The sequence below is a fragment of the Rhizobium leguminosarum genome (genome assembly GCF_004123835.1).
Lineage (GTDB): Bacteria > Pseudomonadota > Alphaproteobacteria > Rhizobiales > Rhizobiaceae > Rhizobium > Rhizobium leguminosarum_M.
This window is the reverse complement of record NZ_MZMU01000002.1, coordinates 253753-279243: the sequence shown is the minus strand read 5'-3', so window position 1 is coordinate 279243 and position 25491 is coordinate 253753. Positions and strand designations below refer to the sequence as shown.

Annotated in this window: 22 protein-coding genes; 15 read left to right on the top strand and 7 right to left on the bottom strand. The window is 59.1% G+C overall.

Annotation, left to right across the window (positions count from 1 at the left end; translation table 11 throughout):
* The first annotated feature begins 81 nt into the window (after nucleotides 1–81).
* On the top strand, nucleotides 82–432 hold the full coding sequence (locus B5P46_RS02735; protein ID WP_129417353.1) for a hypothetical protein: 351 nt from the start codon (nucleotides 82–84) through the stop codon (nucleotides 430–432).
* Between the two features lie 84 nt (nucleotides 433–516).
* Here the strand turns inward: B5P46_RS02735 and B5P46_RS02730 are convergent, their stop codons facing one another.
* A complete protein-coding gene (locus tag B5P46_RS02730; RefSeq protein ID WP_129417352.1) occupies nucleotides 517–3000 on the bottom strand; it encodes a glycoside hydrolase family 3 C-terminal domain-containing protein in 2484 nt (827 codons plus the stop codon).
* A 203-nt stretch (nucleotides 3001–3203) separates the two neighbouring features.
* Here B5P46_RS02730 and B5P46_RS02725 point away from each other — a divergent pair, with 203 nt between their 5' ends.
* Nucleotides 3204–3842 (top strand): TetR/AcrR family transcriptional regulator, encoded by a 639-nt coding sequence (locus tag B5P46_RS02725; protein ID WP_129417351.1) that lies wholly within the window; start codon nucleotides 3204–3206, stop codon nucleotides 3840–3842.
* Nucleotides 3843–3924: 82 nt separating this feature from the next.
* Here B5P46_RS02725 and B5P46_RS02720 read toward each other — a convergent pair whose 3' ends face one another.
* The 4 genes from B5P46_RS02720 to B5P46_RS02705 form a co-directional block, all read right to left on the bottom strand.
* Nucleotides 3925–4569, bottom strand: coding sequence for an RES family NAD+ phosphorylase (locus B5P46_RS02720; protein WP_129417350.1), 645 nt, complete (start codon nucleotides 4567–4569; stop codon nucleotides 3925–3927).
* Nucleotides 4520–5242 (bottom strand): antitoxin Xre/MbcA/ParS toxin-binding domain-containing protein, encoded by a 723-nt coding sequence (locus tag B5P46_RS02715; RefSeq protein ID WP_129417349.1) that lies wholly within the window; start codon nucleotides 5240–5242, stop codon nucleotides 4520–4522. Before B5P46_RS02715 ends, B5P46_RS02720 begins: the two co-directional genes overlap by 50 nt.
* Before the next feature lie 131 nt (nucleotides 5243–5373).
* On the bottom strand, nucleotides 5374–8400 hold the full coding sequence (locus B5P46_RS02710) for an alpha-mannosidase (RefSeq protein WP_129417348.1): 3027 nt from the start codon (nucleotides 8398–8400) through the stop codon (nucleotides 5374–5376).
* 275 nt (nucleotides 8401–8675) lie between these two features.
* Nucleotides 8676–9695 carry a LacI family DNA-binding transcriptional regulator gene (locus tag B5P46_RS02705; RefSeq protein WP_129417347.1) on the bottom strand — a complete coding sequence of 340 codons (1020 nt, stop codon included), beginning with the start codon at nucleotides 9693–9695 and terminating at the stop codon, nucleotides 8676–8678.
* A 169-nt stretch (nucleotides 9696–9864) separates the two neighbouring features.
* On the opposite strand from B5P46_RS02705, the gene B5P46_RS02700 reads away from it, so the two are divergent.
* The 8 genes from B5P46_RS02700 (at nucleotide 9865) to B5P46_RS34795 (ending at nucleotide 17676) form a co-directional block, all read left to right on the top strand.
* Entirely contained in the window at nucleotides 9865–11124 is a 1260-nt protein-coding gene (locus B5P46_RS02700; protein WP_129417346.1) for an ABC transporter substrate-binding protein, read from the top strand.
* A gap of 64 nt (nucleotides 11125–11188) precedes the next feature.
* Nucleotides 11189–12070 (top strand): carbohydrate ABC transporter permease, encoded by an 882-nt coding sequence (locus B5P46_RS02695; protein ID WP_129417345.1) that lies wholly within the window; start codon nucleotides 11189–11191, stop codon nucleotides 12068–12070.
* Nucleotides 12063–12899 (top strand): carbohydrate ABC transporter permease, encoded by an 837-nt coding sequence (locus tag B5P46_RS02690; RefSeq protein ID WP_129417344.1) that lies wholly within the window; start codon nucleotides 12063–12065, stop codon nucleotides 12897–12899. Before B5P46_RS02695 ends, B5P46_RS02690 begins: the two co-directional genes overlap by 8 nt.
* Nucleotides 12900–12912: 13 nt before the next feature.
* On the top strand, nucleotides 12913–14055 hold the full coding sequence (locus tag B5P46_RS02685; RefSeq protein ID WP_129417343.1) for an ABC transporter ATP-binding protein: 1143 nt from the start codon (nucleotides 12913–12915) through the stop codon (nucleotides 14053–14055).
* 141 nt (nucleotides 14056–14196) lie between these two features.
* The gene (locus B5P46_RS02680; protein WP_129417527.1) at nucleotides 14197–15570 is read left to right on the top strand and encodes a NosD domain-containing protein; all 1374 of its coding nucleotides are present in this window, start codon (nucleotides 14197–14199) and stop codon (nucleotides 15568–15570) included.
* 92 nt (nucleotides 15571–15662) lie between these two features.
* Nucleotides 15663–17351, top strand: a complete 1689-nt coding sequence (locus tag B5P46_RS02675) for a glycoside hydrolase family 32 protein (protein WP_129417526.1) — start codon at nucleotides 15663–15665, stop codon at nucleotides 17349–17351.
* Nucleotides 17352–17390: 39 nt separating this feature from the next.
* Entirely contained in the window at nucleotides 17391–17576 is a 186-nt protein-coding gene (locus B5P46_RS34255) for a hypothetical protein (RefSeq protein ID WP_164986420.1), read from the top strand.
* A complete protein-coding gene (locus tag B5P46_RS34795) occupies nucleotides 17488–17676 on the top strand; it encodes a hypothetical protein (protein WP_129417342.1) in 189 nt (62 codons plus the stop codon). Before B5P46_RS34255 ends, B5P46_RS34795 begins: the two co-directional genes overlap by 89 nt.
* A gap of 65 nt (nucleotides 17677–17741) precedes the next feature.
* On the opposite strand, the gene B5P46_RS02665 is transcribed toward B5P46_RS34795, so the two are convergent.
* Complete coding sequence (locus B5P46_RS02665) at nucleotides 17742–18284, bottom strand: hypothetical protein (RefSeq protein WP_129417341.1); 543 nt, start codon at nucleotides 18282–18284, stop codon at nucleotides 17742–17744.
* Between the two features lie 149 nt (nucleotides 18285–18433).
* On the opposite strand from B5P46_RS02665, the gene B5P46_RS02660 reads away from it, so the two are divergent.
* Nucleotides 18434–19573 (top strand): ROK family transcriptional regulator, encoded by a 1140-nt coding sequence (locus B5P46_RS02660; protein WP_129417340.1) that lies wholly within the window; start codon nucleotides 18434–18436, stop codon nucleotides 19571–19573.
* Nucleotides 19574–19581: 8 nt separating this feature from the next.
* Here the strand turns inward: B5P46_RS02660 and B5P46_RS02655 are convergent, their stop codons facing one another.
* Complete coding sequence (locus B5P46_RS02655; protein ID WP_129417339.1) at nucleotides 19582–20628, bottom strand: Gfo/Idh/MocA family protein; 1047 nt, start codon at nucleotides 20626–20628, stop codon at nucleotides 19582–19584.
* 371 nt (nucleotides 20629–20999) lie between these two features.
* On the opposite strand from B5P46_RS02655, the gene B5P46_RS02650 reads away from it, so the two are divergent.
* The 4 genes from B5P46_RS02650 (at nucleotide 21000) to B5P46_RS02635 (ending at nucleotide 25486) form a co-directional block, all read left to right on the top strand.
* Nucleotides 21000–22298: an extracellular solute-binding protein gene (locus tag B5P46_RS02650; RefSeq protein ID WP_129417338.1), complete on the top strand. Its 1299-nt coding sequence runs from the start codon at nucleotides 21000–21002 to the stop codon at nucleotides 22296–22298.
* A gap of 142 nt (nucleotides 22299–22440) precedes the next feature.
* A complete protein-coding gene (locus B5P46_RS02645; RefSeq protein ID WP_020047456.1) occupies nucleotides 22441–23370 on the top strand; it encodes a carbohydrate ABC transporter permease in 930 nt (309 codons plus the stop codon).
* Nucleotides 23367–24209 carry a carbohydrate ABC transporter permease gene (locus tag B5P46_RS02640; protein WP_011649125.1) on the top strand — a complete coding sequence of 281 codons (843 nt, stop codon included), beginning with the start codon at nucleotides 23367–23369 and terminating at the stop codon, nucleotides 24207–24209. Before B5P46_RS02645 ends, B5P46_RS02640 begins: the two co-directional genes overlap by 4 nt.
* Before the next feature lie 38 nt (nucleotides 24210–24247).
* Entirely contained in the window at nucleotides 24248–25486 is a 1239-nt protein-coding gene (locus tag B5P46_RS02635; protein ID WP_129417337.1) for an ROK family transcriptional regulator, read from the top strand.
* The last annotated feature ends 5 nt before the right edge of the window (nucleotides 25487–25491 follow it).

Genomic DNA, 25491 nt, shown 5'->3' with positions numbered 1-25491 from the left:
TTGAACGCTGTTTTCCTTCACCTAAATCGAATGGTGCCTGAAGATGTTCTTCGCTTGTGTGGAAATTTTTGGGAGAAGTTCATGACCAGCAAAAGCATCAGCACGACCACTCCGGATGGCGTCATCGAGGCGATCTCCGCCTCGCACATTCTTCATCCCCATCTCCATTTCAGCTCTCCGAACGAAGTTCTCGCCGCCGACATCTCTGCGCAGGAGAAGAGAGCGATCCTGGCGTCGTGGGCTTCGGACCTCTATGCGGTGGAGTCCGTTCCGGAGCTGCGGCAGCCGCCAGGCGTGCAGTGTCCGGTTCGCTATGCCGACATCCTCGCCGCGCTCAAAGCCCTGGATGGCGGGGGCGGCACGGCAAGCCTCGTCGGGAAAGGGCTACGACGCTCGCGTCCTTGGATGACTTCGCGGATCCGGGCTCGGTGAACATGAGTGGAGCGATTGTTCGCGCTGGGATTGCGAGCGCGAACCTTGTGAATCGGATGGGGCCGGAACGGTGAACGAGGCGGTTTATCCGATGAGGCTGGTCGCTTGGTGCAAGGGCGGCAGCAGAGTGTCGAGTGGTGACGGCAGATCGACCACGAACCTGATATCCGCGGCATTGGCCGCCACGACCAGCTGGTAGTCGCCGGGCTCAGTGCGGAAGGCGCCGGCCTCGACGTCGAAATAGGCGAGGTCGCGCGGCAGGATCTTCATTTCGGCCGTCCCTGTCTCATTGGGCAGCAGCGAAAGCTTTGCGAAGGCGCGCAGTTCCTTGTCCGGCCGCTCCAGCTTGGACTTTGGCGAACGCACATAGAGCTGGACCAGTTCCGACCCGGCCCGGTCGCCGATATTGGTCAGATCGACGCTGACGGTCACGCCTTCGGGACCCATTTCACTCGCCGACAGGCGCGGTTCGCCCCAGCTGAAGCGCGTATAGCCAAGGCCGAAACCGAAGGGGAAGAGCGGCTCGATAGCGCGTGTATCGTGATGACGGTAGCCGACGAACACGCCCTCGGCATAGCGCACATGTCCATCCTTACCCGGATAGACGGCTGGATCACCTGTCATGGCGGAATTGTCGGCAAGCGCCTTCGGGAATGTCTGCGGCAGGCGCCCACCGGGCTCGACATCGCCGAACAGGACATCGGCGACGGCATTCCCCAGCTCCTGCCCCGGATACCAGATCTCCAGCACGGCGCGAACCTTGCCGAGCCAGGGCATTTCCACCGGACCGCCGGTCTGTAGCACGACCACGGTGTTGGCGTTGGCGGCAGCAACCCGCTCGATCAGTTCCTCCTGCTTACCCGGAAGCCGCATGTCGGGCAGGTCCAAGCCTTCGGTATCCCATTCGCCGTCGCGGCCGACGAAGAGAAGCGCCACATCGGCATTCAGCGCCGTCTCGACGGCGTCCTCGATATCGGCCTCGCCCAAGGGCTTTTCGACGCCGAAGCGAATGGCCGTGAGGTTGATCCCCTCCCCGTTCGCCACCGGCGGGTCATACTCGACGGTGACGGCATGGGCCTTGCCCGCATCGAGCGCTACCGTGCCGCGCTGTTCATCATTGGCCGTGCCGAAATAGTTTTCACCGCGCGTCCAGCCGTCATGGCCATCGACCATGAGCCTGCCATCGACGAAGAGCCGCGCCAGTCCGGCATTGGTCATGCCGAAGACATGATCGCCGCTCTCTTCCGGCACGAATTGCATCGTCATCCGCGCCGAGAAATCGGTGGGGTCGAGTTCGCCTGACGGCAGCTCGAACCAGAAGAACTCGCCCTTGTCGACGGTCTCGACGTGAAGCGGAGTGCCCCGGCAGCCGCGCCCCTTGAAATATTCGACGGTGATCTTTCCCTTGGCCACCTCGATCAGACGGTTGTGGCGGCAGCCGACGGCGTGGCTGACGCTGTTGGCATTGGAAAGGGCGGCTCGAATCCCTTCGAGCGGACTGACCGTGTAATGCGCCGCGATCTGGGCGCTGCCGCCGCCCATTACGCGCGCGCTCGCGGCATTGGGTCCGATGACGGCGATCCGGTCGAGCGACGTCTTGGCAAGTGGCAGTATGCCGTCGTTCTTGAGCAGAACTGCGCCTTCGGCGCCGAGACGCCGGATCAGCGCCCGATCTTCCGGCAGATCGATCGCCTGCTCCGCGAGGTCGGGCTTCTTCTCGAACGCGCCGACCCGCTCTAGCAGAAGCAGGATGCGTCGCGCCGCCGCCCGCACGGTCGCCGCCTCGACCTTGCCCTCACGCACGGCTGCAACCAGCTTCTCGCCGCGATCGCGCGCCGGGCCGGGCATTTCGAGATCGAGACCGGCATTAATCGTCTCGGCCGTCGAATGCGATCCGAACCAGTCGGACATGACGATCCCGTCGAATCCCCATTCCTCGCGCAGCACCTTGGTCAGCAGCCACTGATGCTCGCTGGTATAGGTGCCGTTGAGGCGGTTGTAGGAGGACATCACGGCCATCACGCCGGCGCGGCGGACCGCCTGTTCGAAGGGTGGAAAGTAGATTTCGCGCAGCGTCCGTTCGTCGATATCGGAAGACATGGTCTGCCGCTCGCTCTCGGATTCGTTGCCGGCGAAGTGCTTGATCGTCGCCGCGATCCCCTGGCTCTGCACGCCCTTGATATAGGCGACGGCCAGTTCCGCGGTCAGCATCGGATCCTCGGAATAACATTCGAAATTTCGCCCGTTGAGGCCGGAACGATGGATATTCACCGTGGGCGCGAGCAGCACGGCGGCGCCCTTGCTCTTCGTCTGCTGGGCAAGCGCCACACCCATGCGCTCAACGAGATCGGGATTCCAGGTGGCGCCGAGCGCGATGGCCACAGGAAAGCAGGTCGCCTTGACGCCGCCGACCAGCGAACCGCCGCCGCGGGCGCCATTCGGTCCGTCCGTCACCTTGATCTTCGGCACATCAAGACGCTCGACGGGAACCGTCGTCCAGAAATCGGCGCCGGACAGCAGGGAGACCTGCTCCTCGAGCGTCATCTTGTCGAGAATGGAATCGATCATGCAAACCTCCCCTTCAATGGAATTCGGGCATTGCGAAGTGCTGGCCGAGCATGCTCGCTGCCAATTCATCCGGCGGCGGCGCCAACTTCCCCACGCGCCACGCAGTTCTTAAACCTACCGATTACTCGGTATTTTTAAGATGTCAACTGTCGAGCCGTGATGTATGGATTGAGGGCGGGAGAAGGAGGCAGGCGGAAGAGGCGATGGCAGAATTTCTCGAATCGAAGACCGGACAGGACGAAAAGCGACGGCGCAGATCTCGCAAGGGCGAAGCGCGCCGCGCAGAAATCCTGACGGCAGCGATGCGGCGCTTCGCCGAAAACGGCTACCAGAATGCCGCCATCGGCGATGTGGCCCGCGACGTCGGCCTGTCGCTGCCCGGCCTGCTGCACCACTTCCCGACCAAGGTCGATCTGCTGCTCGCCATTCTGGACAAGCGCGATCTCGAAAGCGAAAGCTTCATCGGCCCTCATCGTTCCGATCTCCGCGGCTTGCTCAAGGGCATGGTCGAGGTCTTCCGCCGCAACGCCGAAATGATTGAGGTCATCAGGGCCTTCGCCATCCTGAATGCCGAGAGCCTGATGAAGGATCACCCGGCCAAGGCATGGTTTCTCGATCGCGCCACGCAGCTGCAGAACGACATCGCCGCGACCTTCGAACAGGCCGTTGCCGATGGGTCGATAGACGGCAAGATCGATGGCAGAGCGATGGCGGCCGAACTGATCGCCGTGATGGACGGCCTTCAGATGCTCTGGCTGCGCGACCCCGCGCGCTTCGATATGGTCGGCGGGTTGGAAGCCTATGTTGGCCGGCTGCTGGCGAGCCTCGGTTTGGAGGGTTGAGTTTTGGCTTGCTGCTTGCAAGTTTATCGCGATGATCGAGATCGGCCGAACGCCGAGGTGCGACAGCGCCTCGCGTCTTTTCTCACCGATTGGACATCATTCCCCTATCTATGACCGTGAGGTGCAAGGCATCGAGTATGCGGCCGAGCGCGGACAAGCGGATGAGATCCCATGCGGGGCTGTCGGCCTCAATGCTGGCCGTAGCGCGATCATAGACGGCAACGCACTGCTTGTTGGTGATCCGGGACATATAGAGAATGCCGTCGAAATCGGTGCGATCGTAGATTTCCTGACTGAGCCGGCGTCCGCTGGTCTGTGCCCTAGCTCGAACGGCATCTGTCGAGACCCCGAGCAGGTTTGCGCCTTCGTTGCGCAGGTCGAGCAGGAAAAGCGGATTGGGGTTTCGGATAACGGCGATCGAATAGCGGTCGAACTCCTCCCGCAGTATCAATCGCTCGGCCTTGCCTTGAAACCGGTCACGGACGATCGTCTCCGCGATCGCCGTCGCCGGATCCTGAGCGAGATAGAGCAACCGGAACTTATCCCTCGGGCTCGAAAACCGAGTCTTGCCGAAGCCCATACCGAGAGGCGTCGCGGCGTGAGCGCGCGAGATGATTCTGACATAGTCGGTGACGTCGGCGCGAACGGCGAGGCGCTGCAGGACGGCCTTGTCGGCGTCATTGCGCGGCGAAATAGGTCTGGGCCGCGTCGACGACCTCGTCCGCATTATCCTGTTTCAAGAGGTTTATGGGCCTTCGCCCGCCTAGCATGGGGTTCGGCTGGCTGAGCCACAGCCATGCCACCCGCTGATTGGAAACGAGAGCGGCAATCGTTCCTATGCCCTTTGCCGGACGCCCGTCGATGAATTGTTCGATCGGATAGACGTGCTTCTTCGTTCCTTTCAGCAGCGCGATGACCTCGCCGGCATGCTGCCAGCGATTGAGGGTGGAGCGCGCAATTCCGAAATCGCGCTGGAGTTCGCTTGCGCCGGCAACCGGCCCCGCCCAATCCTCGAGCTTGCGGGCAACTGCAAGCTCGCCCAGCAATCGCTCGCCTTCCGCCGCCGTGGCGATCTTCCCAAGCCCTTCGCCTTTGGAGGGTTCCGCGGCCTTCGGAATATCAAGCGCGATCTTGCCGCCATCAGGTGCATCGGTGAAGGTCTCCACTAGACCACGAATGCGGCGGGCAAGTTCGCCCTGTCGCTTACTGAGTTCGCGTCGCGCGCTAACGGGAAGATTGACAATGGCCGCGGCCGCGGCTCCCGCAATTCTGGCGGACAGGGCAACCGAGCCGGACTCGAATGTAGCGTCGGCTTTCAGCACATCGGCGACTTTGGCGGCAACACGATCGGCGACCTGCGCCTGACGAGCACGATCCAGCTGCACATGGGAACCGGCCATGAAACTATCTCCATTCTTATAGGGGCTGATATAGTCTCAAATCACCCATTTGTCCAGTTTGTCCCATTGGCGAGACCCGTAACGCCTCGCGACATCGAAGCGGCGAGGCGTGATCTTCGCGGAAAGGAACATCAGCTCTTTCGCAGCTTCCAGGTCCGGATTTCGAATGGCATGATGTCGGCAGGTCCCTTCCGCTCCATCGGCTCTTCGAGAATGTTCAGCGGCTGTGATGCTGCCCATCCGGACGGCAGGTCGAGGCAGAGCCCACCGCGTCGCCCGGCTGGTTCATAGAGGCGCAGGATGAGGCCGTCGCCCTCTTCCGCCGGCTTCAGGCCTGAGAACGCGACGGGGATGCCGGTGACCGCAAGCGGCGCAAAAGTGCCGGCGGAGAGGCCGCTGGATTCAGCCGAGACGAGCGGTTGGTTGAGATCGATCGCCTCGTCGAGAACGCCGCCTTCATGCCAGGCGCCTTCATGCGGCATCAGCGCATAGGTGAAGCTCTGTTCACCTTCGTCGGCCAGCGGATCCGGATAGATCGGCCCGCGCACGAGGCTCATGCCGATCACGTTGCCGCGGGCGCTATGGCCGTATTTGGCATTGTTGAGCAGCGCGATCCCGAAGTCCGGTTCGCTGATATCGACGAAGCGGTGCGCGACGGCCTCGAACATCGCCTGCTCCCAGGACGTATTCGTGTGCGTTGCCCGCTCGACGATGCCGAAGGCGCATTCGAAGGTCGCCTTGCGGGCCTGTGCGGCGACCGGGTTCAGGGTTCGCAAAAGGGTGCGGCGGTCATGCCAGTCGATCGTCGTTTCAATGTCGAGCCGCCTGGCGTTGGCCGTCAGCACATAGGTCTGCGTGACGCTTGAATTCCGGTAGCGGTAAACGACGCGGATCGCCGCGCGGTGCGGCCCGTCTTCAACGAGGGTGATACTATCAGGCGCGTCGAGGCGGACGGCCTTTTCGGCATAATCCGCATCGATGTCCCAGGCGTCCCAATTGCGCGGCTTGTCGGCAGGATAGACCCAGAGCTGGTTTGCCGAGCCATCGACCGCTTCCCGGCCCGTGGCCTTATGAACGAGGCTGGCGATGGCCCCGTCCTTGCCGATGCTGACGGAGAGGTACTCGTTTTCGAGACGGTCGGGGCCAGCCCTCAGCCCGCCCGCCGGCTTGAGGGAACTCTTGTCGAAGACCGCAACGGACAAGGGGGCGACGAGATCCGCGGCCGCGACGACCGTACCGTCGGAGAGTGTCGCGCTGAGCGGCCTCGGCGCAAGAGACGGATTGACGACGACGAGGGCATCGCCAACCCCGCCCTTCGGAAGCTTGGCCGACAGCGCTTGCAATCCCCCCGCCTGTTCGGCCTTGGCATGTTCGATAACGCCGTCCAGCTCCTGCTCTGCATCCTGATAGACTTCGCGGATGCTCGAACCCGGCAGAATGTCGTGAAACTCGTTCTTCAGCACCACACGCCAATCCGCTTCGAGGCTTCGGGGCCTGTCTGCTCCGAGCATATGCGCCAGCGAAGCGATGGTTTCGGCGGTGATCAGGCCACGTTCGGCTTGGCGATGTTTGCGCTTGACGCCGCTTTGCGACGTCAGCGTGGCGCGGTGCAGTTCGAGATAGATTTCACCGTCCCACACCGGAAGGCTCTTTTCCCCTGCGGTGCGGTGCGCCTGCTCGTAATAGCTTTTGACGGTGCCCCAGCGCGCCTGCGGGATTGCCGGGAAATCGCGCAGCTGCACTTCGCGCTCGACCATCTCCGGCGTGACGCCGCCGCCGCCGTCGCCGTAGCCGACGGCCAGCAGCGAAGTATCGTGCTGCGTCTTGCCGCGGAAATTCTTCCACGTCGGCACGTAGCAATCGGGTTGCACGAAGCCGTTATAACCCTGCATCGGATTGTCGAACGTATGGGTCAGCACCCGGCTGCCGTCGAGACCCTTCCACCAGAAGAGATCGGAGGGAATATGGTTGGTCTCGCTCCAATTGACCTTGATCGTAAAGAAACTGTCGATGCCGCCCTGCCTCAGGATTTGCGGCAGCGCGCCTGAAAAGCCGAAGCAATCGGGCAGCCAGCAGACCGTATGGCGGGTGCCGAAGGTCTTTTCGAAATAACGCTGGCCATAGAGAACCTGACGGGCGAGACTTTCGCCGGTCGGCATGTTCGTGTCGGGCTCCACCCACATGCCGCCGACGGTTTCCCACTTTCCGTCCGCGACCTTCTTCTTGATGCGCTCGAGAAGCTCCGGGTCTTCCTCTTCCATCTGCGCGTAATAATGGGCGGTCGATTGATTGAAGCGGAAATCCTCGGAGCGCTCCATCAGCGACAGGGCCGTATTGAAGGTGCGCCGCATTTTCCGCCGTGTCTCGCGATAAGGCCAAAGCCAGGCAAGATCGATATGCGCATGGCCCGTCAGCAGCAGTTCTCCATTCGGGGGAAAGCGCTTCTGCAGTTTCTTCAGCTTTGCCATCAGGGCATCGAAGGCTGCGGCTGCCGAAGCGCTTTCCTCTTCCGTGAGACCCGCCGGATTTTCCTGGAGCTCCGGCAGTTCCCAGATCTTCTGCTGCATGACCGCGCCAGATGTGCGGGAGATATAAGCCGCCGTATCCGACGGCCAATCGAGACTGCGCAATGCATGCTCGGCGGCATCCATCAGGTGCGGCACGACTTCATGTTCACCGAGCGCATCGATTGCCTCGGCCACCTGCTTCAACAGAAGATGCAGGCGGTGAGCCGGGCCATCGAGCCAGATAAATCGGGCCTTGTTGAACCGCGGAGCGCGATTGGGCTCGCCGAATGGAAAGCGGGCAATGGTTTCGGTCGCGATCGAAAAGCGGCGACCCTTCACCGGGAATTCCTGATGATAGGGATCGAGACCGAATGTTTCCGTTTCTCCATCGGGATAGCTCAGCGTAATCAGGCTCTCGCCACCGAGATCGAGCTGCAGGCGAATGTCCGCGAGAGGCCACGCCTCCGGCGCTTCAGCGGTCGCGGCAAAATGCACTGCCCCCTGGCGGTGCGGCCAATCCTGGTGATGTGCGATCGGCTCGCCCTCGAAAGTCCAGCCGTCGATCACGGCACTTTGTCGATCTCGCCAATGCGCCAACTCGGCAATGCGAACTTTCAGACGATCGAGGCGCTGGGCAATGGTCAGAGGCATGGCTTATCCTGTTGAAAATCGACGGCTGACAATCTTGTCGTCATGCTTTTGGGGTCGTGGTCATGGTTTTGGGGGAGATGAAGATGGCGCGACCGACATCGCGATTGCCCGGCCCCCTCCTCCAAGCGGGCTTGCAGAGTCTTAGATTAAGTAACTTTGATTTGGCGTCAAGCCCGGAAGAAGTAAACCGCTCCGGGTTTACCAGATGTCGCCGTCACGCCATGTTCTTGCGAAAGCCGCTTGCTCGACCAGACGCTCTCGTGCATGAGGTTAGATTACAAGGAGCACACCGAAAGTCGCTCCACCAAATTACAGGACATAACCCGACTGCTCGGGCAAACGTCGCTTCCCGCCACCACGCTATTCAACAATTCCGCCCCTTGCAGACCGAGATCGTAATATGGCAAAGCGGCAGTGGTCAGCTCCGGCCTCAGCGCCAGGGAAACCGTCCGGAAATCGTCAAAGCCGACAATACTGACATCCTCGGGAATCCGGAGACCCAATGCCATGGCCGCGATGTAGATTTGGATCGCCATTTCGTCGTTGCCGCTCATGATTGCGGTCGGTCGATCTCTTTGTTGAAGCATCTCGGTCGCTGCGGCAAAAACGTAGTTCTTCTCTGCTCCAACCGGTCCTTCCATGCCTAGACGGATACTTAGGTCGCTCGCCGCAAGGCCAAAGTCTCCGGTGGTTTTGCGGAAAGCATCGAGGCGCAGTTCCGCCCCCAACAAAATGGGATTAAGCCGGATGTAGCCGATCTTTCGATGGCCCCTTTCAAGCAGATAGCGGGTAAGATCTCGCGCACCCTGATAATCATCGGGCTCGATCGACGGCAACAATTCGCTCGTTTTTGGTCGGCAGTTGATCATGACTGTGGGGATACCGACGTCACCGGTTTCGGGGTCAATGATGCGATGGTACATCGTTACGTAGAGAACACCGTCAATGCCATGCGATTGGAACATTTTCCAAATTTTAATTTCCTGTTCGGACGCACCGCCGGTGTTTGCCATCAGAATGGTTTTGCCGTTTGCATTGGCCCAATCCTGGATCCCGCGAACGATATCCACTGAATAAGGCGTCGTCGACACGTAGTCAGCGATGATACCAAATGTGTTGGAGCGACTTGAGCGTATTTGGCGCGCGGCCATATTAGGCACATATCCAAGGTCTCGAATTGCCCTTTCGACCCTCTCCCTCGTTTCCTCGGTCACATATGGTTCGCCGTTAATGACCCGAGACACAGTTTTGTTGGAAACTCCGGCCACTTTCGCGACGCTGACTATGCTCACCATGTACGCCAATCTCCTTGTCGGGATTCGTTTTAAACCAGACGCATGACAACGTCGACATATTTTTCTGACAACGTCGTCATTGCATATTGACAACGTCGTCATACGAGGACTACCTTCGCACAAGAAGGAGGGCTCAATGCAAGTGCAACGAGCCAACAGGGAGGAATCGATGAAGAAATTGCTTGGTGCCAGCGCACTCGCGCTTGTTTTCATGGCCGCCACTGCCAATGCCGAAACCATCAATATCTTGGTCGAAGGCGGCGGGGAAATGTTGCAGAAGGCGGTCGCCGAGAAGTTTACTGCCGAAACCGGCATCAAGGTGAACTTCACGACCGTTCCCTATCAGGGTGTCTTTGACAAATTCTCAGCCGAAATCGCCTCAGGCTCTTCCGCGTTCGATGTCGTGACGATCGACGTCGTGTGGAATGCGAAATTTGCGAGCCACGTCGAGGATCTCTCGGCTCTTTTCACCGATGCGGTTCGCGCAGATCTGCCGCCTTCCTTGCTTGCCGACGCGAAGGTCGGTGACAAACTGATCGGTATGCCTGCCTGGGCCAATGCCGAGATCGTGTTCTATCGCAAGGATCTGTTTGATAAGGCTGAGGAAAGAGAGGCTTTTCAGGCCAAGTATGGCTATCCTCTTGCGCCGCCAAAAACCTGGCAGCAGTGGCGCGACATTGCGAAATTCTTCACGCGTGACACTGACGGCGATGGAAAGACCGATTTCTGGGGCACCGACACCATCGGCACGTTTTCAGAGGAATGGATGGCACATGTGCTGCAGGCGGGTTCGCCAGGGGTGATCCTCGATAAGGACGGGCAGGTCATTATCGACAATGAGGCGCACAAGAAGGCGCTTGAATTCTACATCGCGCCACACTGCATTGATCATTCCGTTCCTGAAAACGTGAACGAAATCGGCTGGGGCGAGGCGCAGAACCTGTTCTACCAGGGCAAAACAGCCATGATGAAGTTCTGGGCGCACGCCTACAAGATGACGCCTCCGGATTCGAAGGTCAGCGGCAAGGTCGGCGTGGTGCCGATGCTGGCCGGCGACGCCGGGATCGCAGCTGTTCCCGGGCCTTGGTACAACGTCGTTCCCTCGACATCTGAGCACAAGGATGCAGCGAAAAAATTCATCTCGTTTGCTATCGCCAATAATGCCCTGGGTATCGAAGCTCCCCTCGGCCTTGCTGCGACGAATTCCGCCTATCGCAGCTATTCAGGCAAGGCCGGCTATGAGCACTTCCCTCCACTTCTTGAGACGCTGAGCGCGCCTGCCACCCAGGGCCGGCCGATCAATAAAAAATATCAGGAAATCGTCGATGAAGCTGTTCTCCCAGCTATCCAGCAGGCGCTGACCTGCAAGGCGGATGTCGGCGAGGTCCTGACGGAAGCCAAGGAAACGATCGAGGACATTCTCAACTAGCCTCGTACATTCCTCCACATCGTGGGGCAAAATATGCCCCACCCCTTAGCTTTCGGAGACGGACATGTCGGGCGAAGACCGATTTGTACTTTGCATGCTCGCGCCTGCTGTCGTCATCCTCGGCGTGCTGGTCGCTTACCCGGTGGGGCTCCTGGTCTTCGATTCCTTTTTCAAGGTCGATACGATCACGCCCCATATTCGCGAATGGGTCGGGCTGCAGAACTATGTCGATGCGTTGACGTCGAAACGTGTCATGGAAAGCGCTCTGCGGACCGTTCAGTATTCGGTTTTCGCGCTGTTCTTCGAGTTCACGTTTGGCTTCTGTGCGGCGCTGATTTTTTCGGCGCTTGCCGGTCAATCGCGGTGGCATCGCACGATCTTCGCTCTGCCGCTGATGGTTCCGCCCATCGTCGCGGGTCTACTCTGGCGGTTTCTGCTCGTCGGCAATATCGGCATCCTGAACTACGGGCTCGTCCGTTTGGGTCTGATTAGCGATCCAGAAGCGATCGCATGGTTGTCCAGCGAAGATATCGTCATCTATTCTGTTTCCTTTGCCGACATCTGGCTGACGACTTCCTTTGTCGCCCTTGTGTCCTATGCCGGGCTGACGAACATCCCAAAAGACCTGCTGGAGGCAGCGCGGATCGACGGCGCGAATGCGCTCAAGCGCTTTTGGCATGTCACCCTTCCCCTCATGCGGCCGGTGATCGCCGTCGTGGTGATCGTGCGGGGCGTGGATGCTGCAAAGACATTCGACCTGATCTGGATACAGACGCAGGGTGGTCCCAGTCATGCTTCCGAAGTGTTCTCGATGAACATCTACCAGCGCATGGTTCGGTTCGGCGATCTCGGCGAGGCTTCCGCGTCCGGAACATTGTTTCTCATCGTCATGATGCTCTTGGCGGCAGTCGCCTATTGGAAGATATGGAGGCCGGTCCATGCGTAGAGCTCCCCGCCTCAATGTCAGCGGAATCCTGATCAACGCGGCAGCCCTCGTGTTGGTGCTATCCTACGCGCTGCCTTACATCTATCTCCTGATGACCTCCATCAAGCCGGCGGCTGATGTCCAGCAGATCCCGCCAAGCTTCTTTCCCGCCGTTGTCTCGTTCGAGAACTTCCGCGAAGTGCTGCGATCCTCCACTTTGCCGAGAGCCTTCGTCAATTCTCTCACCGTCGCGGTGCTGACGACTGCTCTCTCGCTTTCGGTGGCCGTGCCTGCTGCTTACGTCGCCACGCAGTACCGGCGCCGGATCACCACCATTTTCCTGCTCTTCGCACTGGTGACGCGCATGGTGCCGTCGGTGGCGCTCGGAGTGCCGCTGTTCCAGCTTTTGAAATCTGTGGGTCTGCTCGATACCATTCCAGGCCTGGTGCTCGCTCACACGTCGGCTGCGGTACCACTGGCACTGCTTCTTATGTCCGCGTTCTTCGAGGGCATACCGAAGGAGCTCGAAGAAGCGGCGCGCATGGATGGCTGTACACGATTCCAGGCGTTTCGAAAGATCGTGCTTCCGGTCATGACAGGGGGAATAGCGGTCACCGCGCTCTTTACCTTCATCACAAGCTGGAACGAGTTCCTCTACGCGCTGCTGCTAACGTCCGAGGCGACCAAAACGGCGCCGATCGTCATCGCCGAATACAATTCGGTCTATGGGCTTGCCTGGGGGGCGATGACCGCGGCAGCCGTCCTCTACTCGCTGCCGGTCATCATCGTAACGCTCGCACTGCAAAAACAGATCGTCGGTGGCCTGACTTTCGGCGCTGTAAAGGGATGAGGGAGGCAAAGGCATGGCCGGCATAGAACTGCGCAATATCAACAAGGTCTACGGAAACAGCTTTCACGCTCTGCACGATCTGAGCTTCGACATCAGGGATGGCGAGTTCATGGTTTTCGTCGGCCCGTCCGGATGTGGGAAATCGACGGCGCTCAGGATGATTGCTGGCCTGGAGAGCATTACGAGCGGTGAACTCAGGATCGGTGACAGGCTCGTCAACGATGTCGATCCCAAGGATCGCGACATCGCCATGGTCTTTCAGTCCTATGCGCTCTACCCGCACAAGACCGTGCGGGAGAACATTGCCTTCCCCTTGCTGATGGCAGGCCTGCCGAAGACCGAGATTGCCAGCCGCGTAGACGAAGCAGCCCGCATCCTCGAACTGACGACTTTGCTCGACCGCAGGCCGGCACTCCTTTCAGGAGGCCAGCGTCAGCGTGTCGCCATGGGACGGGCGATCGTCCGCAAACCAGCGGCCTTCCTGATGGATGAACCGCTGTCGAACCTCGATGCCAAGCTGCGCGTGCAGATGCGCGCCGAGATCGCCAGCCTCCAGAGAAAACTGAATGTCACGACGATTTACGTGACCCACGACCAGGTCGAGGCGATGACGATGGGTGACCGCGTTGCTGTCATGAAAGGCGGTGTGCTGCAGCAAGTCGACACACCGCAAAACCTGTACAATCGCCCTGACAATGTCTTTGTCGCCGCCTTTATCGGATCGCCCTCGATGAATTTGTACGAGGCCGTTCTGAATGGGAGGACGCTGACCCTGGGCAGCAACAGCCTAGAAATCCCCGACCGGGTCTTCGAAGACCGCCCCTCGCTCAACGGTGCGTCCAACCGTCAGCTCATTGTCGGTATCCGGCCCGAGCACATGAACGATGCCGCAATCCGGCCCTCTTCGGCCGAGATCTCGGCCCCGGTCACTCTTGTCGAGGCGCTAGGTTCTGAATCCATGGTGCATCTGAATATCGACGCCACCCGGGTTGATGCCGGCGACCCGGACGCCGTCGCCGACATCGGCAACGAAAAGGCTGCTGTAGCCCGTTTTTCTCCGAAGAGCACAGTACGCGCAGGTGACATCGCGCGCATCGCTGTCGATGCCGACGAACTCCATTTCTTTCAACCCGGCAGCCGCACCAGCATCTGGTGATGGTGCTCAGGCTCTTGCTCCAAACTCGAACAAGAGAGCCGGTTGAACGCATTTCCCCAGGCGGCTTGCGAGCAACAAGCCAATCAAGAACATCGGTATGCTCTCGCTGTGGAGCAGGAAATGACCGAGGAGACCTTAGCAATGGTAAGTGAAAACTTTTACGACGTAACACAATATCCCGTAGGCAACCCCTATGAGGACATTGGATCGGTCATCAATAGCATCATCGCGGATATTAAAAGCAGGCAAGCGGTTGGCGACCAGAATGACGGCGGAAAGCCTGGAGCGGTGATCTATATTCCGCCAGGCGATTATCGTCTTGTCACCCAGGTCGTGATAGACCTGAGCTATCTGAAGATTGTCGGCTCGGGACATGGCTTTACGTCTTCGAGCATCCGTTTCAACACACCTGCAGACGAACTGGCACAGTGGCGCGAAGTGTGGCCGGGCGGAAGTCGCATATGTGTGGACATGTCTCCGGAAGCCGCCGACGGTGAGGCCGCCGGAGCCGCGTTCTACGTCAAGCGCACCGGCAATCCTCGCATAAGCTCTGTGGAGTTTGCCGATTTTTGCATCGATGGCCTGCACTTCATGGACGACGGTTCGGGGCAGAATGATGCGGAAAATACCTACAGGAATGGCAAAACGGGAATCTATGTGGGCAGCGCCAATGACTCATTCCGAATAACGGGGATGGGCCTTATCTATCTGGAACATGGAGTGACTGTTCATGACGCGGATGCGCTGGCGATAGACAATAATTTCATTGCAGAGTGCGGCAACTGTATCGAATTGAAAGGTATGGGGCAGGCCTCGAGGATAGCGAATAATTTTGTAGGAGCCGGATATAGGGGACATTCCGTCTACGCTGAAAATTACGGCGGCATCCTGGTCTCTTCAAACAACGTCTTCCCCCGAGGCGCGAGCAGCGTCTATTTTTCCGGCGTGATGCGTTCCTCGATCACAGGAAACAGATTCCATTCCTTCTATCCCGGAATGCTGGTTTTTGCTGCGAATTGCTGCGAAAACCTGGTCTCCTCAAATCACTTCTTGCGAGATCGCGAGCCGTGGGCGCCCATGCAGAAGTACGATAACGGCCTGGATGACCTGTTCGGACTTTTGCACATTGATGGCAGCAACAATTCGGTAATCGCCAACCACATTTCAGAAACGATCGATGCTCAATATATCAAGCCTCTCGCCGCAAAGCCTGTGATCATCAATGTCGTTTCCGGCAGCGGCAACTACATCGCCAACAATCACATCGTGGCCACAACCGAAATGTCGCAGATCAACGACGCACCAAACAGCGCCTGTTTTTCAACACAAGTGGGCGCATTGCTTTCAACGGACAATTTGAAGGTGCTCGAGGTAACGGCAGTACGGGTGCAAAGGGGTTCGGTGCGGAATACAGTTCTGGATTCAGGAAGTGTCGAACAGGTCGAGATGGACAGAACAGCGAATGCTTTCCGGGGCACTCCAGTTCTTGGGCAACCGTCGGCAGAGTTTCACTAGACCGAGCATAGCTAGGCCGTCGGTCGAAAATCCAGTGACTATTCGGAGTTGTGTTCATGGCGAACCAAATGGACCGGGAAGATGACCCGTTGATGAAGCAAAACCTGTTCCTACCCTCTGGGTACCGCTTGGAATTTTGGGCCGCGGGCGGCGGCTTTTTTCGCGTAGACATTGACGGGAAAACGGTTTGGCAGGTTCGGTCATTTGCCATCCATCCGGAGTTTTTCAAATATCACCACAGGGAAGCTTGCGAGGTCACCATTGTCACCAATGCGCCGGACGCTGTTCTGTGGGCCTATGGATATCAGCCTCAAACCGTGAACGAGACCGGTATAACCGTGTTTGAATTCTCGGAAAAAGGGATACTTCAACGTACCGGCGCGGAAATTGAAGATTGGCTTCGGTCCGATCCGGATCGTCCAGCGCTTCATTTCTCGCCAATCAGGCATTGGATGAACGACCCCGTAGGTCTCTGCAAGACCGACGAGCTATGGCACCTTTTTTATCAATTCCATCCGAGCGGCAGTGATTGGGGACCGATGCACTGGGGACATGCCACCAGCCGCGATCTGGTCAATTGGCTTCACATGCCGGTATTTCTGCATCCAGAACAGAACCTGTGGCGTCTTGGCGCCACAGGAGGGGCATTCTCCGGCAATGCCTTTCGGGATCGAGATGGAAGTTTGATGTTCTTTTACACCGAGCGTCTGCCTGCCTATGACCTTTTCAAGGGCTATCGGGAAATTCAGAAAATAGCGCGCCCAGATCGGCTGATGATGAAGGCGGAAGGCATTGTAACTGTGTTGGAAGAGCGTCCCGATGGGGTCGAGCACGACTTCCGCGATCCAAAGGTTTGGTGGGACGACGCAGCCAACGCCTATCGCATGATACTCGGCGCATCGATCGAAGGCGATCCCGCGGTGTTGTTGTTCGGCTCCGGCGATGGCCTCGATTGGCAATATCTCGGGCCGCTCTACCGTGCGCCGGTTAACTTCCGCCAGGAAGGCGCGCGTGCGGTGGAATGCCCGGATTTCTTTCGGCTGGAGGAAAAGTGGGTTCTGGTGATGGGCTTTGTTGGCCATGTCGAGCCACGAACACGGCGCCACAATCTCCTTTATGCCCTGATCGGCGAGTTTATCGACGACTGCTTCGTACCCGACATGCAGGAACTGCAATTGCTGGATTTCGGCACCGATTATTACGCGATGCAGAGTTTCGAAGCGGGAGGGCGCCAGATCGCCTTTGCCTGGCTTTTCAATTGGGAATATCGCAAGCCCGAGGGCTCAGCCTATTCCGGGGAGATGTCCCTACCACGTGTTCTAAGTTTGAGTGAAGACAGGAAGAGGCTGCGCATGCTGCCGACGATCGAAGTCGACGATCAGTTTGCCGCTGGCCCTATCGTCGAGGACCAAAGCGGCAAATTCTCGCTACCGATGGCTCCCATTGAAATCCGCCTTTCCGGAGTCCTGGAAGGCAGCAAGGTCGTTGCGACGCAGGGCGGCGAACTTGCCTTCGAGGTGGGCGTCGCTGGCGGTATCCTCTCGATCCGGCTCGCCCAGGACGACGGCTCGATCCATTACGTGGCGGAGCTTGGCGACGGAAAGGACCTGCGTCTGTTTCATGATTGCGGAATCGTCGAGATTTTCGCCGATGGCGGAACTGTTTGTGGAACCCGTCGCGGCTACGCGAATATCAATCCCGATTACCTGGAAATCTCATCGTCCGCTTCAACGCGGGTGCTGGAAAGGTATGCGAAACGCTGCTTTGCGGCCGCGACATGATTGAATGAAACGCTTGGGCCTTCACGGAATAACGAGATCTTGATCAACAACAACAGTTATCGAAACCCCGGTCGGCCCTATTTGACCGAGAATTGCACTGATATCGCAGATTTCAGGCAGCGCTGGGGAGGGTGGGATGCTTCACGTCCGCAAATTATTGACAGCCGCGACAGCCGTCATCGTGGTTGCCGTATCGTCGTCATCCTGCACGACGACCTCGAATGACTCGATGCAAACCGGCTCGGTTGGATATAGCAGCGTCGACTATGGGCTCAGACCTGCCTGCCGCGACGGCTTCGGCAACGATCGTCCTTGCAGCTATTAGAGGCAATGGCTGCTCGACGAGCGACATCAGCAGATGAGCCGTCGGAAGCAAATATTCATTCCGCTTCAGCTTTGTCGTGAGCGTTCAAAGTAGCGATTCACGATGTCCTTGACTTCGCTTGAACTGAACCCCGGAACCCATCTGTGCGGTATCGCGACGGTCCTTTCAAGAGGCTGCCGCTTGCGCAACTGTTCAAGTATCTCCGGATCAGCATCTTTGCGCACAGTCAGGTAGATAAATCCCGCCTGCCCGGCCTGAGGGATATCAACGCGTTCGATCATTGACCAAGGGATGAGCTTCGGCAGCTTTTGACCAGCGATACCGTCGGGCCCGATCACCATTGTGGGCTTCCGGAAGTCCACCTGCCGAGCCTTTACCGCAACATAAACGATGACGACGAGGAACAGGATCGCGAACAGGCCCTCTCCAACACCGCTAGTAGGTCTGCTCATTTCGATCTGCCCAAGGGCGATAAGTGAGAGGTAGACGAAAAGGAGCGCCATGACGCCAAGGAACATGAAGAGGTATCTAACGCTCCCTCGCAATACGAGAATTGGCTGGGTGGCGTTTGGGTCGCTGTCGGCGGCGGGAGAATGTTCATCAGTCATCGGTTGAATTCAACTCTCCACGCAAGTAATTCCGAGCACATCTTAACTGTGTAGAGCCGCGGCCCTTCGTTACAAGCATCTACTGGAAAATCGTTACGAACACCTGCCAGCGTGATACACAACCGAATAGTGCTCTAGGAAAGACGGTCATGCGGTATCTTCGGTCAGGGCCGCGTCGGCTTCACGCCCAGGAGATGGGCGGTCCGCGCGCCAAAACGGTGGGTCTGAGGTCGGGCGAGATCGCCGACCGGAATATTCGCGTCATCCTGGAAGCCATCCGCCGCCATGGCCCGCTGACGCGGATGGAGCTTGGCCGGCATTGCGGCCTGACCGGGCCCGGCATCACCAATATTCTGCGGCGGCTGGCCGAGGAAAAACTTGTCACCTCCAACCGTCGCAATGGCCTCGGCGGAGGGGCCACCGCTACCGAGTTTGCCTTGCGCCCGGAAGGTGCTTTCTCGATCGGCGTCAAGCTTCGCCCAAGGCGTGGTGAGGCCGTGCTCATCGATCTGAGTGGCCAGGTCCATGACCGGGTCTATATCCAGCTGGACCCCGCAGACAAAGTCGGCCTGGTGCATGCGGCCGTCAGGGATATGGTCGATCGCCACGCGACATTGCCGATCATGGGGCTCGGCATCGCCGCCAACGACTGGACAGAGGATCAAAGCGATCAGATCGCCGTGATGTCGACGATCGCGCGTCCCTATGTCGAGAACGAGTGCACGGCGAGCCTTCTCGCCGAGCGCACGATCGGCAGCTCCGGCAGGGAAGGCGGACTTGCGATGATCATCATCGACGACGACGTTCAGGCCGGCTTTCTCATTCGCGGTATTCCCTATTCCGGCGTGCATGGCCGGGCAGGCAGCATCGGCGAAATGCTGACCGGTCCCGACAATGTCCAGCTCAATACCGTCGTCGGTTTCGAGTCCTTGCGATCACGGATCGGCGACCAGGCATTCACCCGCCTGCTGAAGGGCGAGGAAATCTCCTCGCCGTCACTGTCCCAATGGATACGGGAGGCCGCTGGCCATCTGCTCGACCCGATCATCGCCATGGCCGGTTTTCTCGCGCCGAGCGTCGTCATGATCGGCAGCGATCTGCCGCAGGGCGTGATCGAAGCGCTGATCCATCAGCTTTCCATCGAGCGGCGCGACACCTCGACGAGGCCGTTGCTGACGCCCTGGATTTCGCCGATGAAACCCGCAAGCTTCAGCGGCGGCGGCGTTGCGCTCGGGGCAGCACTCCTGCCCTTCCTCAACACTTTGCTGCTGCCGCCGGCTTCGGCCTGATGGCCGGGTCAGGCGAGCGCTTCATCGGCGTGGCTGAGATCGGAGGCCAGCGCCTTGTCCAGGACTTTCTGGATATTGGCCGCCCGCCGGAACGAGGGTTCCTGGGTCCTGCCCGCCCGTACGGCCTGGACGAAACGCTGGTAGTTGGTCTCGACCGGATCGAAGGGGACGTCGCGCCAGGTCGCCGTGTGCACGTCTTCTCCAAGACAGGCGCGTAGCGTCGATTTTCCGGTGTCGTAGATCATCTCGATCGAGCCGGTTTCGCCATAGACCCTGAGGCGCAGCTGATCCATCTGTCCGGCCGCCGTGCGCGTCGCCTGGATCGTCCCGATCGCGCCATTGGTGAAATCGACATTCATCGTGAAGCTGTCATTCGCATCAAGATCATACTCGCCGATCTTGTGGCCTGGCGCCTTGTCGAAGGTCTTCAGCCGCGCGAAGACATGAGCGACGTCGAGCCCTGAACCGTATGATGCAAAATCGACAATGTGAATTCCGATATCGCCGAGCGCCCCGTTGGATCCATGCTTCTTGCTCAGCCGCCACAGCCATTTGCTTTCGCTCTTCCAGTCGCCCCAGTGACGACCGACCAGCCAGCTTTGCAGATGGGATGCCTCGACGTGCCTGACCTCCCCGATTTCGCCGGCGAGTACCATCTGCCGGCCTTTCTGAAGGGCGGGCGAATTGCGATAGGTGAAATTGACCATGCCGACCTTGCCCGATCGCTCGATGGCCTCGGTCATCTCCATGGCCTTGACCGCATCGGTGGCGAGCGGCTTTTCGCAGAAGACGTGCTTGCCGGCGGCAATGGCCTGAAGCGTCGTCGGGTGGTGAATGCGGTCCGGCGTGACGTTTGCCACTGCGTCGAACTCGCCCCAGGCGAGAGCATCCTCGAGGGTCGTGAAGTGATTGGCGATGCCATGTTCGGTGCAAAAGGCCGCGAGCCTTTCCGGGACGACATCGACGCCGCCGACGACACTGACGCCTTCGATTGCCCTGAAGTTGGCGGCATGCTGGTTGGCCATTCCGCCGGTACCGAGAATGAGTAGACGCATCCTATCCTCCATAGAATTAACTTCCCCGCCGCAGTTCAGTCGGGGCAAAACCACACTCACGCCATCGCAGCCATCCGCGATTGCCTCGTGCTCTTCTTCAGGAAAATTGCTTTGGACGCGCCGCGCGCCCACAGGACGTTTCATCACTTCACGGCGCGGATCCTTTTCCGAAAATCGATCTCGATTTTCCGGAACTGTGCACTAGCTGCTGTTGATTGTCGCCAGCATCTCAACCTCCCAGGTTCTGTCCTCCCAAGCTGTGGCTTGACATCAAATCAAAGTAACTTAATCTAATTAATGCAGCACGGAAATGAGGAGAGGTCAACTGACCGCCAAGGCTGTATCCGTTCAAAATGGGGAGGAGACCCATCATGAAGAGCGCCACCGTCAGCGCATTTGCGCTGAGCACACTGTTATTTTCAGCATCTGTTTCATTTGCCCAGGAACTTGCCACTAAGGACAGGATCGGCCTCGCCGATGCGCCAAAATCCCTCGTCGTCCGTTTGACGAACGATAGTCCGAACAATTCGGATCCGGCGATCGCCGAGGGCTACCAGAAGCTCTTCGTCGATTTCATCAAAAAGCATCCGGACTGGAAATTGCAGCTGCAATTCATGTCCTCGGACATTGGAACCGAACAGGCCAAGATGCTGGAGCAGGCCAAAGCCGGCAACGCGCCTGACTGCGCTGCGGTCGACTCGTTCGTTCTTTCGCAGTTCATGGTCAATAATGTTCTTGCGGACTTCACACCGTATTTTTCGAAGGAGGAAGTGGATGACCTGTTCCCCTTCATCCGCAGCGGCATCACGGATAAGGACCAGAAGGTCCGCGCCTGGTGGTGGGATACCGACCTTCGTGTGCTCTACCGCAACAAGTCGATCGTGGCGGATGCGCCGCAGACATGGGACGATCTGAAAAAGGCCGCGCTCGCCTCCACCAAAGAAGGCATGGAAGGCGTTCTCTTCAACGGCGGGCGCTGGGAAGGGACGACGTTCGACTGGCTCGCGAATTATTGGGCGCTCGGCGGCAAGCTCGTCGACGACTCGGGCAAGCCAGTGTTCGGCGAAGGCGAGAACAAGGAGAAATTCCTGAAGGCGCTGAATTATTTCAAGGATCTCGTCGATTCGGGTGCCGCGCCCAAGCGCGTCAGCACGATCGCGAATTACGACGATATGAATGCTGCGGCCGCAGCGGCGACGACGGCTCTCTTCATCGGCGGCAACTGGCAATATGCGCAGTTGAAGGCCACGCTCGACGAGGACGAGTTCAACAACTGGACCTTCTCGCCGATCCCCGGTCCCAGCGCCGATCAGCGTTCGACCGGCACCGGCGGCTGGACGATCGCCTCCTTCAGCAAGGACAAGGACAAGATCGAGATGTGCGCCAACCTCGCACGCGAGGTCTATATGGGGCCGGCAAACGCGCTGCAGCAGCAGTTGCCGACCAGGAAGTCGCTGTTCGACAAATATGAGGTCTTCTCCACCGAAGCCAACAAGACCTTCGCCAAGGCTCTGGTCGACGGACAGGCACGCCCTGGCGTGCCGATCTATCCTGAAATCTCCAACCAGATCCAGATTATGATGGGCGACGTGCTCTCAGGGACCAAAAAGCCGGAAGACGCTTTGAATGCCGCCTTCAACGCAGCATTGGAGGCTTACAAGCGTCTGTGATGTCACGGCTAAATCGCGACCTGCCCCTCATCCGGCTGCCGCCACCTTCTCCCCGCTTGCGGGGAGAAGGTTAGGGTGAGGGGCAGCCACCGGCACGAACAGGTCAGTCGTGCTCAAATGCCAACCCCGGACAGAGAAGCCAATGAGCCCCATTGCCATCGAGGCTGACAGCCCGCCTCAAAGCAGAACGTTCATGCGCCGTTTCGCCGGTGCGCCCCTGCCCTGGATCATGCCTGTGATCGTCGTCATCGGCATCTTCTACCTTTACCCCGTCATCGACGTTTTCAGGCTTTCATTCACCAATGCCACGCTGATCGGCGACAATCAGGATTATACGCTGGGGTCGATCACCAATGCGTTGAGCTCGCCGCAGCTGCCCGACATTTTATGGGCGACCCTGATCTTCGTCGGCGGCAGCGTCATCGGCCAGCAAATTTTAGGTCTTGCGGTCGCCGTGGTGGTCATCCGCGGCGAAAAGCGCGGCCTGTTCGGCACCACCATACTCAGAACGACGGCGCTGGTTGCCTGGGTCGTCCCCGGAATTGCCGGCGGCATCATCTGGCAGATGCTCTTTTCCGAAGCGCCTTATGGTGCGCTGAACAGCATTCTGCGGTTGATGCACATGCCGACCGTCGCCTGGCTCTCGGACCCCGCTATTGCGCCGTGGTCCACCCTCATCTCCAACATATGGCGCGGCACAGCATTTTCGATGGTCGTCATGTATGCGGCGCTGAAGTCGATCGATCCCTCGCTCTATGAAGCGGCCGAGGTCGACGGTGCGACGGCATCGCAGCAGTTTTTCTTCGTCACGCTTCCGCAGCTGCGCGCGGCGATCCTCGTCAACATGATCCTCATCACGATCCAGACGGTGAATACCTTCGATGCGATCATTACGCTGACGGGCGGCGGCCCGGGGCGTGCGACCGAGGTCATCTCGCTCTACGTCTTCAATATCGTCTTTAGAAACTACGACCTGTCCGGCGGCAGCGTGCTCTCTGTGCTCATGCTGATCATCAGCCTCGGGCTCGCCTTTATCTATGCGTCGTTCCTGCCGAAGGAGGAAGAGCAATGAGCGGACGGACCGGAACACGGCTCGGCGATGCCATGAGCTATCTGTTCATGCTGGTAATGTTCGTATTCTTCGCCGGTCCCCTCACCTATCTCCTGTCGATGGCGATGCGCGACAAGCGCGAGATTTATCGCGGAGCGGCGCGGTATATTCCCAACAATCCCACCATCGACAATTTCATCACCGTTTTGAACAACAGCTATTTTCCGATCTATCTCTGGAACGGCCTCAAGCTTGCCGCCCTCAGCGGACTGGGCGTCCTGATCGTCGCACTGCCCGCGGCTTACGCCTTTTCCCGCTTTCAGTTCCGGGGCAAGGGCCTGTCGATGATGGGGCTGCTGCTTTTCCAGATGATCTCGCCGCTCGTCATCATGGTGCCGCTCTACCGCTACATGAACCGCCTCGGCCTGCTGGATACGCATTTTGCCGTCGTCATGGTCTATATCGCGCTTGGCGTTCCATTGGCGACCTGGCTCTTGAAGAGTTCGGTCGACGGCATCCCGCGCAGCCTCGACGAAGCCGCCATGATCGACGGCTGCAACAGGTTCTCGGTCTTCTGGCGCATCATTTTGCCATTATCGGCGCCGGGGATAGCCTCCGTCTTTATCATCACGGTGATTGCCGGCTGGTCGCAATTTCTGGTGCCTTTTCTGTTGCTCACGAAAAATGACCTGATGCCGATCGGCGTCGGCATCTTTAACTTCCGCGGCATGCAAACCGACTCGTCCATCCAGCTGCTTGCCGCCGCCTGCCTGATTGCGGTTGTTCCGGCGATCGTCGCCTTTCTGTCGCTCCAGCGGCTGATCCTCGGTGCTATGACCAGCGGCGCGGTCAAGGGATGACGAGCGGTTCAGGCTATGCGCAAGGAAGGATTTCGAGCATGAACCAGACACTCGGCGCCAGGCTGTCCCCGGATCTGACCGGCGCCAATGTCGAAGATGCAGGTGAGCACAACAGGGCCGTCGTCCTGCGCTGCATTCACCGTCAGGCGCCGATTTCGCGGGCCGAAATCGCCAGGCGGACGGGTTTTACCAAACCGGCAATCGCCCGGATCGTCGATCGCCTGCTGGACGAGGGCCTGATCATGGAAGCCCGCCGGCGGCATGGGCTGAGAGGCCAGCCGGCGATCGAACTCGAAATCAATCCGGACGCCTGTTTTGCCATCGGCATCAACATCGATCGCGACCATCTGACGATCCTGGCTGTCGATGCCGTCGGCAACGTCCGCGCCCGCGTGCATCACGAGAAACGCTTCATCCTGCCGGCGGAATTCCTGCAGCTCACGGCCGATGCGATTTCGCATTTCCAGCGCAGCCGCCTCATCGACGACGCGCGCCTCGCCGGTATCGGTCTGGCGATGCCGGATTGGCTTGGCGAGATTTCGCTCCTCGGCAAGCCCAAGGCCTATCAGGAATGGACGGCATTCGATGTGCGCGCGGCGCTGGAGAACCTGACGCAGCATCCGGTCTTCATCGAAAACGAAGCCAATGCGGCAGCCCTTGCCGAACTCGATTACGGTCTGGGTGCTGAAAGCAGCAGCTTCTTCTACATCGCCATCAATCCATGCCCGGGCGGCGGCCTCGTGCTCGATGGCAACGGTCATCGTGGCGCCATGGGCCTCAGCGGCGAAATCGGCTGGCTGCCGATCGCCGACGGCGGGGACGGGAAGGCCCATAAGGTCCAGCTTCTCGGCGAGATATTCTCGCTGTTCTTCCTCTATGATTTCCTCGCGCAACACGGCGTCGAGGTGAGTGTTCCGCACGATCTGCTGACGCTGGATGCGCATGGCAGGCGCCTCGTTTCGCAGTGGCTGAAGGAAATGAGCGCGCATCTGGCAGTCGCCGTCAAACATATCGGCATGGTCGTCGACCCCGACGCCGTCCTTGTCGGCGGCAGATTGCCGATCCGCATCGTCGACGAATTGCTGCGCTATGTGCACGAGCATCTCGACGCCGAGGACACCAACCTTCCCTCGCTTCATCGCGCTTCGCTCGGAGAGGATGCCTCTGCCATGGGAGCGGCGGCCATGCCGATGGCAGCAGCCCTCATGCTCGCATCGGCGGACGCCGCTCAACGCACACGTTCGCCACTCAAGAACATGGATCGCCTGAACAGTTGAAACGG

Coding starts and splice junctions, on each gene's coding strand:
- B5P46_RS02735 (WP_129417353.1), top strand. CDS start 82: ATGACCAGCAAAAGCATCAGCACGACCACTCCGGATGGCGTCATCGAG.
- B5P46_RS02730 (WP_129417352.1), bottom strand. CDS start 3,000: ATGATCGATTCCATTCTCGACAAGATGACGCTCGAGGAGCAGGTCTCC.
- B5P46_RS02725 (WP_129417351.1), top strand. CDS start 3,204: ATGGCAGAATTTCTCGAATCGAAGACCGGACAGGACGAAAAGCGACGG.
- B5P46_RS02720 (WP_129417350.1), bottom strand. CDS start 4,569: ATGCGGACGAGGTCGTCGACGCGGCCCAGACCTATTTCGCCGCGCAAT.
- B5P46_RS02715 (WP_129417349.1), bottom strand. CDS start 5,242: ATGGCCGGTTCCCATGTGCAGCTGGATCGTGCTCGTCAGGCGCAGGTC.
- B5P46_RS02710 (WP_129417348.1), bottom strand. CDS start 8,400: ATGCCTCTGACCATTGCCCAGCGCCTCGATCGTCTGAAAGTTCGCATT.
- B5P46_RS02705 (WP_129417347.1), bottom strand. CDS start 9,695: ATGGTGAGCATAGTCAGCGTCGCGAAAGTGGCCGGAGTTTCCAACAAA.
- B5P46_RS02700 (WP_129417346.1), top strand. CDS start 9,865: ATGAAGAAATTGCTTGGTGCCAGCGCACTCGCGCTTGTTTTCATGGCC.
- B5P46_RS02695 (WP_129417345.1), top strand. CDS start 11,189: ATGTCGGGCGAAGACCGATTTGTACTTTGCATGCTCGCGCCTGCTGTC.
- B5P46_RS02690 (WP_129417344.1), top strand. CDS start 12,063: ATGCGTAGAGCTCCCCGCCTCAATGTCAGCGGAATCCTGATCAACGCG.
- B5P46_RS02685 (WP_129417343.1), top strand. CDS start 12,913: ATGGCCGGCATAGAACTGCGCAATATCAACAAGGTCTACGGAAACAGC.
- B5P46_RS02680 (WP_129417527.1), top strand. CDS start 14,197: ATGGTAAGTGAAAACTTTTACGACGTAACACAATATCCCGTAGGCAAC.
- B5P46_RS02675 (WP_129417526.1), top strand. CDS start 15,663: ATGAAGCAAAACCTGTTCCTACCCTCTGGGTACCGCTTGGAATTTTGG.
- B5P46_RS34795 (WP_129417342.1), top strand. CDS start 17,488: ATGCTTCACGTCCGCAAATTATTGACAGCCGCGACAGCCGTCATCGTG.
- B5P46_RS02665 (WP_129417341.1), bottom strand. CDS start 18,284: ATGACTGATGAACATTCTCCCGCCGCCGACAGCGACCCAAACGCCACC.
- B5P46_RS02660 (WP_129417340.1), top strand. CDS start 18,434: ATGCGGTATCTTCGGTCAGGGCCGCGTCGGCTTCACGCCCAGGAGATG.
- B5P46_RS02655 (WP_129417339.1), bottom strand. CDS start 20,628: ATGCGTCTACTCATTCTCGGTACCGGCGGAATGGCCAACCAGCATGCC.
- B5P46_RS02650 (WP_129417338.1), top strand. CDS start 21,000: ATGAAGAGCGCCACCGTCAGCGCATTTGCGCTGAGCACACTGTTATTT.
- B5P46_RS02645 (WP_020047456.1), top strand. CDS start 22,441: ATGAGCCCCATTGCCATCGAGGCTGACAGCCCGCCTCAAAGCAGAACG.
- B5P46_RS02640 (WP_011649125.1), top strand. CDS start 23,367: ATGAGCGGACGGACCGGAACACGGCTCGGCGATGCCATGAGCTATCTG.
- B5P46_RS02635 (WP_129417337.1), top strand. CDS start 24,248: ATGAACCAGACACTCGGCGCCAGGCTGTCCCCGGATCTGACCGGCGCC.